The organism is Paenibacillus alkaliterrae (assembly GCF_021532375.1).
In the GTDB taxonomy this organism is placed as follows: domain Bacteria; phylum Bacillota; class Bacilli; order Paenibacillales; family Paenibacillaceae; genus Pristimantibacillus; species Pristimantibacillus alkaliterrae.
The window spans coordinates 1-6,758 of the sequence record NZ_JAKGAP010000125.1 but is presented as its reverse complement, the minus strand read 5'-3'; the positions used below and the strand labels follow the sequence as shown (position 1 = coordinate 6,758).

Here is a 6,758-nt window from a genome sequence, read left to right as displayed (position 1 = left end):
TTTCTTGTTCACTGGCTTCATAATCTCTCACCTCGTCATCGTTATCCTCACTATACTTTGATTTGTGGGGTATGACAACTATTCTGACAGATAGGGTTAGTCTCTACATCAGTTTTGATTAGCCGTAGTATAATACGTCGAATCCATTTACTAAAAGGGGCAATAAATAACCAATATACTGCAAACAATCTCTTTGAACGTTGATCCGTACAGTAGACCCGTGTAATTGTTGTAACACGACTATTGCCATTTACCCGGACAACATGAAAATTCCAAACAATTTTGACAAAACCGCTGTCTTCCAATGAACAAAACTGATCAGCATTGAGCAATTGTAAATCACCTTTTAGCTTCCACGGTCTACCCACTTCAGCCAATACAATTTCCTCTCCAGCTTTTTCGGCTAGTATTATGAAGCCAATATCTAAAAAACCTTCAAGCTTCAAGGCTGCTTCAGGTATCCCTCTTAGCCAAAATAGAAACTTAATGATCTTTGATCGTCTGAAATCCAATTGTTTAATCGTTCGGTATACATCTTCAGGTGTACTGGCTATATCAATTGCATGTATTTCTTCAAAGTGACTTTGTCTAATAAAGTGATCGATCAGCATCGCTTCTCAACATCTCCTTTATAACCTCCGTGATAGTTCAATTCTAACTTATCCTTCAGTAGGAGTATTGTAAAAAAGCGACATATATCTTTTATCCAACAACAAGTCTCTAGGCGTGGTAGGGATAAAGTGCTGAAATTCTTTGTAAAAGTGAGACTCGTCATAGTATCCATGCTCGAGAATAGTAGTTAAGGGGTCTAAGTTATGATTTCGCATTAACTGCTTAATGGTGGATTCAAATCGTACAAGCCTCTGAAATTGTTTAGCAGGTATGCCTATTGATTGTCTAAACAGTCGCTGAAATTGCCTCTCACCAACATGTGATGAGTGGATGATATCCCCAATCTTAATATTTCCAGTGTGCTTCAAAAGAGCAGTAACAGCATAATTAATCATGTCGTTATTTTTCACATTTAATGCTAGCTGTTCGAGTAGAAATGACTCAATCAGCCTAATTCGCTCCTCAAAATACGTTGCATCCATGACACGATCAGCTAATTCCATCCCGGAAGTCCCCCACACTTCTGGCATTGGAAGAAATGTTTCAATTAATTCATCAGTTATCCCTTTATAGAAATGTCGAAAACAGCCCGGTCGAAACCGTATAGCCACAAAGCCAATTTCTTTCCCCTTCGGAAGCGATAATAAAAACGACTCATTCATCCAAAACACTATGTGACTTTGTGGCAACTGATGACAGTTTCCCTTGAGATCCAAAAAGGAAAATGGCATTTTATAGTAAAGTACCACTTCCATGTTAGTACTCGGAATAACTCTTAGAAGATTGTGCTGTTCGTTTTCAGACTTATGACTTTCCCATGACCAATAACATTCAATAAAAGGCTGCAAAAGTGCACAAGGCTTTTCAAACCTAATGTTCATCCACTTCCAACTCCGGTAGTTTTAATTAATTTTCTTTCAAACTGCTCAACTTTTCCAGTCTATCCTTTTACTCAAACGTATGATCTGTCGGGCTTCTTTCCGACTTTCGGAAATCTCTATTTCAGGACTACATTTTTTTTGTAAGCAACACACAGAACTCCACATGTGTTGAGTGATCAATGGTAACAGAACTTATACGATATGCCCTTAATTCTCAAATACTATACAGATTTATTTCGATTCTTTAACTAGTTTTCATCTGCACTTTGAAATACCTGTTGTATTCAAGAACGCTTTCCGTAACAGGATTTTATTGCAGGGTAGAGAACTGAATGTTTATTGGAGTGCGTTTGCCTTCCTTTACTTTTCCAGTCTACCTTCATCAAACCGGACGTATTGTGACGATAATTGCATTTCTTATTCTAGAACAGCGTGAGTCGCTTTCGAGAACAAAAAGCCTCTGCCAAGTAGTAGAGGCTTTTACCAATTCACATATCTAATTCAAAGTCACTATAAATATCACGTCTCATACTAATTGTTCTACGGTCTTTCCTGTTGGGTTCGTTGTCCACAAACCCCAGTGATTCATAAAAATCAACGCGATTTGGATACGCATCAAGTGTTATGTACCGGGCACCTAAGTGATTGTCAGCAATATCGAGGGCGATTGAAAAAACTTCATACATGAGACGCCGCCCGAATTTATACTGGGTGAACCTTCTGTCTCTCCCAAGCCGAGCGACTTTGATTGCAGGGACGCTTTTTCGAGGAAGGCCTTCACCCTCAAAATCATTCAAAGCAAGCTTATCGGCGCACAAGGAAACAAATGCCGCTAATTGTCCATTAAAAAAGAGCAAGGTCGTGGAATTGAGTCCCAGTTCCTGCTCATTAAAGCACTCCGTGCGTAGAAATCGATTCATTTCGTCGTCACCGCAGTCGAAAGTCTCCAGGCATGGTAAGTCCTCTGCGGCCATTCTCGTAATAAGAAGGGAACGGGGGTTAACTTGCATGTGTTAGCCCCGATCTCGACGTAATATGCCGTAGCGTGCTTGTCGCAACTTCTCACGAAGCTTGTCCATTTCTTCTTTGCTTGGCACCTGAGTGATCTCTTTAAGTACCTGTTCCGCATCTTCCCCATGAAGGGTGGGGGTTTCTGCAATTTGTGTAGCCATATTCAGGTCCACCTTTCGTTTTTTCATTACAGACACTCCTCCGAATCTATTGATTCTTATCAGTATGCCCGCATTTACTAGATTATACCATCGTAGCCGCACTTCGTACATAGCAGCCGTTTTTATTCAACCTGGTATAGAGCAAGAAATTGAAAGTTCATTGGAGTGCGTGAACATTTACTTGGATTGCTTTCTATTTAGCCCCCTAGCAGACTTGGACAGTAGGCCAGAGATCTGGATCGAAAGGATCTCGATCAATTGGATGGGGAAACCTTCAAACAAGCAAAGTTTGTGCCTACTGCAGAGGATTATGCACATGTGAATAAAAGCAAGAAGGAACCTGAGACGATCCACAGGAGCGGTCGCCCGCACCTGGTTACTCATATGCGAAAGATGGAACGCCAGTAAGTGACGAGCAGATCTGTGAATGGATCATGGAGCTGCTAGCTGATGAGTATACATCCAACTATGGATATCGGAAGCTGACGAAAATCTTGCGGCGCAATCACCAACTGGTGATAAACAAGAAAAAAAAGTGTACCGCTTGTGTAAGCTAATGAACGTGCTGCGTCCACAGTGCAAACTAAAGATCAAGTATCACAAAATACTTGCGAATAATCGGCTCATCACCGGTTCCAATCAACTGTGGGAAACGGATATTAAGTATGGTTGGATTAAAGGCGGGCAACGCTTCTTCTTCCTGCTGAGCATCATTGATGTGTTTGATTGAGCCATTGTCACGTATCACCATGGACTGTCCTGCGAAGCCAAAGATTTGGTTCAAATCACACAGGAGGCACTCATGAAGCGCCAGCTCTTTGACAATGGCACTCATCGATCACAATAAGATCGAAAAAGCCAGGAGAAAACTCTTTATATACATCTTGAAATTCCTCTGTACTTGTAATGCCTTGATATAAAGCTAAATAAACCTCATGGGATTTATCGACTTTCCGGTTTTTAATTTTAATCATTTTATCTCCAAAAGGAGCAAAATCATTCGCCATTGTTTGATCAACAAGAATATTGCGATCTGCTAAGAATAGAATCCGCTTCTTCAACTTAGACTTCCAAAGACGATAAATAATTTGAAAGGCGGTATATGTTTTACCCGTCCCCGTTGCTATAACAACTAATATACGATCTTGTCCTTTGGTAATTGCTTCAACCGTTCTGTTGATAGCAATTCGTTCGTAATACCTTGGACTTTTAGAGTCTTGAGCAAAATAATAATCCTGTGTGATTGTTTCTTCAGCTTTTTGGTCAATACCTTTATATTGCTTATAGCGAGTCCAGAGGGCTTCTGGTGAAGGGAATTGGCCTAGTGAAAGCTCATGTTCAACTGTTCCAGATTGCGCGGTTTAAATCAGCATACCTTACATAACAGATACACCACTTGCTCCTTTTTTTGATAGAATGAGAGTTGCCGCGAACACTTTTGAAGCTGATTATGAGGAAGATTATGACACGGAATATGGCAATGATATGGATGAAAGCGGCTATTTAACCGGAATCGAATTAACTCTCTATCATGATCGGTTTATTGATCTTGTGAAAAATCAAGCTTTCAAGGTAATCCGAACAGAGTGGAGAAACAGAGAATTCCATGTGATCATATTCGATCATACAGAGAATGTCTTTAAATCGGAGAATGTCATATACAAATTGACCGATGAGTGTTTTTTGCAAGTGAAAATTCCTCACTTTTGCAAAATATTTTTCCTCACCCTTGGTGGGGAATTTTCAGGTCAGCCACAGCAGGCGATACTACCATATATTGATCAAGTTCATCAATAAATTACTGGGAATTCCGTAGACTGCAGCGGGTACCCATTAGTTTTAGATGCTCACCATATATTCATCTGACTCTCGTAAATAAAACCGGATGTCCTTCATGATGAAATACCACTTTTGCCGATCCAATTCTACTGAACATGGGACCGGCTCTCCGTCAATGTAGAGATTCAATGTTTCTCCACAGTTTAACCCATATCTGCGTCCCTGCAGTTCTACAATCCATTGATCCGATGTCGGATCATACCGCATCGTGCGTTTACTTCGCATCGTTTCACCTCATGAATAAATATTTCCCCATGAATTCCCTTCTTTCCTTAGTTTCATACAAGTCAAAGCAAGGGGAGGACGACGAGTGACCCGCCCTTTGCTTGCCTTTAAGCCCCCCGCCTAATCGTTATTTAAGCGACTGTAACACGTGCTCGAATTTCCCATAGGCGGCATACTGGTCAAAGGACTCGTACAAGTCCGTATGCAGTTCCGGGAAGGGTTTCTCTTGGCCTGCAGGCGTAAGCTCATTGATCTGGCATCGCAGTTGAACAATCTGCAATTCAAGACTTCGCGCGTAGGCAGCCAAGCCTGCCATGAGTTCTTCTGTTTCCTGTTCTTCTCGGGCTTCCAGCGTCAAATCGTCAACGAGCGGTTCAGCATTGTGGCTATGGATGGTCTTGTTCACTCTTCATGCCTCCTTGTCATTGGGCCAATCTCGACTCTCTCATTCGATGACTGGTTCCCGGGAATAATAGCAAATGGCAGTGGTGCAACACGCGATCCAGGATGGCTCCAGTCATTTGTTCATCATAGAATACGTTTACCCAGCGTGAAAATTCGATGTTCGTATTAATGATAAGTGTCTTGCGCTCATAGCATTCCGAAATGACTTCAAACAACAGCTGAGCGCCCGTTCGATCTAGGGGCACGTATCCCCATTCATCGCAGATGACCAGCTCTGCCTTTGCGATTTGTTTCATCAATGTGGATAAGGTGCCGCTCTTCTTCGCTTCTGAAAGCCGATTCACAAACGCGGCCGTTCGATAAAATTTGGTCTCGATCCCTTGTTTGCACGCCTCAACGCCTAAGGCAATGGACAAGAAGGTTTTTCCCGTACCCACATTGCCATACATGACAAGATTGGTGTTGTTCCGAAGGAAATCCAGATTCTTGAGCGATTCCGGCGTCAATCCAGCAGGTAATGTAACTTCATCAAACTGAAAGTCTGCAAATGCCTTGAGACTGTAGAAGCCGGCATGTTTCAACAGCTTGTCTACTCTTGCTGCTTCCCGGTGTTCCAGTTCCACCTGCAGCAACTGCAGAAGATACGCTTGATGGCTATCCGCCTGTATACTCCCGGACATCTCGGCAATATTGCGGCTGAGTCGAAGCGCCTTACAGCAAGTCGCGATGTCATCGGTGAGCATGATCATCCACCCGCTTTCCCAGCTTGTCGTCATACACCGCAAGGTCCGAACTTACCCGTTTAAGATGCGGTATATTGCCCGCTAAGCGGATCGGAGCCAGTTCGACTACGTTGCCATGGATTCGCCGATGCAGATTCAACAGGCTGTCGGTGTCGGCGGCACCATAGGCGAGGGCATCTTTCACCGTTTCTACCGCAGATTCAAATCCGTTCTTCTCGGTCAAGGTTGCAATAGCTTGCAAGACCTTGCCTTTCTCCCCCTTGTCCGATCGTTCCAGAAACTGTTGTACCGATTCTGGAAGCAAAGCATAGATCCCGGAGTATTTCAATGCACCAGGGCTGCGCGAAAGTTGTGTAAGGTACGGCAGCCACTGCATGCGTTGCTGCCGATGATCGCCATAGCATCGCTCGTGCCGGACGATCTCGCGGTGGTTGTCATCCAGTGGAATGACTTCCGTAGCGGTCACTTTAACGAGCACCTTGCATTTTGCGAATTTGGGCGATACGGAGTATTCATGCAGTCCGTTTTGCAAGTACAATCGCCCATATCCATTCGTTCTCACCGTGATGTACGTGCTGACATCCAGCGGTACGGCAGGCAAATCCAGGAGTGCCGCCTGATCGGCCTTGTACAGTTCTGCGATGGTCGCATTCTTGCGATAATGTTCTCGCTCGGCATCCCGGTCGCAAATGGAAAGTTGCTCCTTGTTAAAGGCTGTAAGGCTTTCAAAACGAGGAACCGGCACGAGCATATTGCTTCGATGATATCCGACCTTTCGTTCCACATTCCCTTTTAAATGAAAAGCTTTTCATTTAAAAGGGAATGGAAAGTGCATGGAAATGTAAAGTAACGTCCATCCAATCCCGTTTTGGCTAGCAATC

General features: G+C 43.3%; 9 protein-coding genes and 2 pseudogenes. 1 reads left to right on the top strand and 10 read right to left on the bottom strand.

The features are described from left to right. Positions 1 to 50: 50 nt before the first annotated feature. The 6 genes and pseudogenes from L1N85_RS26380 to L1N85_RS26355 form a co-directional block, all read right to left on the bottom strand. Positions 51 to 611, bottom strand: a complete 561-nt coding sequence (locus L1N85_RS26380) for a hypothetical protein (RefSeq protein WP_235241994.1) — start codon at positions 609 to 611, stop codon at positions 51 to 53. Positions 612 to 659: 48 nt separating this feature from the next. Further along, positions 660 to 1,493 carry a helix-turn-helix domain-containing protein gene (locus tag L1N85_RS26375; RefSeq protein WP_235241993.1) on the bottom strand — a complete coding sequence of 278 codons (834 nt, stop codon included), beginning with the start codon at positions 1,491 to 1,493 and terminating at the stop codon, positions 660 to 662. A gap of 488 nt (positions 1,494 to 1,981) precedes the next feature. Then, on the bottom strand, positions 1,982 to 2,413 hold the full coding sequence (locus L1N85_RS26370) for a GNAT family N-acetyltransferase (protein WP_235241992.1): 432 nt from the start codon (positions 2,411 to 2,413) through the stop codon (positions 1,982 to 1,984). Positions 2,414 to 2,506: 93 nt separating this feature from the next. After that, positions 2,507 to 2,692 carry a hypothetical protein gene (locus L1N85_RS26365; RefSeq protein WP_235241991.1) on the bottom strand — a complete coding sequence of 62 codons (186 nt, stop codon included), beginning with the start codon at positions 2,690 to 2,692 and terminating at the stop codon, positions 2,507 to 2,509. A 556-nt stretch (positions 2,693 to 3,248) separates the two neighbouring features. Continuing rightward, positions 3,249 to 3,416: a hypothetical protein gene (locus L1N85_RS26360; RefSeq protein ID WP_235241990.1), complete on the bottom strand. Its 168-nt coding sequence runs from the start codon at positions 3,414 to 3,416 to the stop codon at positions 3,249 to 3,251. 73 nt (positions 3,417 to 3,489) lie between these two features. After that, positions 3,490 to 4,008: pseudogene (locus L1N85_RS26355) on the bottom strand (DEAD/DEAH box helicase family protein); the annotation flags it as partial. A gap of 73 nt (positions 4,009 to 4,081) precedes the next feature. Between L1N85_RS26355 and L1N85_RS26350 the strand changes: the two are divergent. Continuing rightward, positions 4,082 to 4,462 carry a hypothetical protein gene (locus L1N85_RS26350; protein WP_235241989.1) on the top strand — a complete coding sequence of 127 codons (381 nt, stop codon included), beginning with the start codon at positions 4,082 to 4,084 and terminating at the stop codon, positions 4,460 to 4,462. A gap of 42 nt (positions 4,463 to 4,504) precedes the next feature. On the opposite strand, the gene L1N85_RS26345 is transcribed toward L1N85_RS26350, so the two are convergent. The 4 genes and pseudogenes from L1N85_RS26345 to L1N85_RS26330 form a co-directional block, all read right to left on the bottom strand. After that, a complete protein-coding gene (locus tag L1N85_RS26345) occupies positions 4,505 to 4,729 on the bottom strand; it encodes a DUF5348 domain-containing protein (RefSeq protein WP_235241988.1) in 225 nt (74 codons plus the stop codon). Positions 4,730 to 4,856: 127 nt separating this feature from the next. Next, positions 4,857 to 5,135: a hypothetical protein gene (locus L1N85_RS26340; RefSeq protein ID WP_235241987.1), complete on the bottom strand. Its 279-nt coding sequence runs from the start codon at positions 5,133 to 5,135 to the stop codon at positions 4,857 to 4,859. A gap of 16 nt (positions 5,136 to 5,151) precedes the next feature. Then, positions 5,152 to 5,877 carry an IS21-like element helper ATPase IstB gene (istB, locus tag L1N85_RS26335; protein ID WP_235241986.1) on the bottom strand — a complete coding sequence of 242 codons (726 nt, stop codon included), beginning with the start codon at positions 5,875 to 5,877 and terminating at the stop codon, positions 5,152 to 5,154. Next, positions 5,864 to 6,682, bottom strand: a pseudogene (locus L1N85_RS26330) (Mu transposase domain-containing protein); the annotation flags it as partial. The pseudogene L1N85_RS26330 and the gene istB, both read right to left, overlap by 14 nt. Positions 6,683 to 6,758 lie beyond the last annotated feature (76 nt).